Genomic DNA, 277 nt, shown 5'->3' on the forward strand with positions numbered 1-277 from the left:
GTGCCGATGAGTGCGGCCACGGGTGTCTCCGCGCCGATGCGGAGCGCCGCCGCAACCGAACCGCCGACGTCGAGCGCGAACCGCGTCGAAGCGGGGAGGTCGTGCGGCGGCTCTGTGCTCGCCGCGACGCTCACGGCGCGCTGGATCACATAGACGTCGACAACGGCCGCCAGAGGCGCCTCCGCGGCCTTGAGTGATGCCAGGGCGATCGCACACGCGTGACACTCCGGCGCGACGAACACCAGGAGGCGAGCGCGGGCGGCCGGGACGAGCAGAT

The 277-nt window shown here is 72.6% G+C and carries 1 protein-coding gene; it reads right to left on the reverse strand.

Going from position 1 to position 277, the window contains the following annotated elements:
- The coding region (locus SB773_RS31440; protein ID WP_410594220.1) for a hypothetical protein at positions 1–242 on the reverse strand (242 nt) is incomplete at its 3' end.
- Between the last annotated feature and the right edge of the window lie 35 nt (positions 243–277).

The organism is Bacillus sp. SIMBA_074 (genome assembly GCF_046534555.1).
Classification (GTDB): Bacteria; Bacillota; Bacilli; order Bacillales; family Bacillaceae_G; genus Bacillus_A; species Bacillus_A mycoides.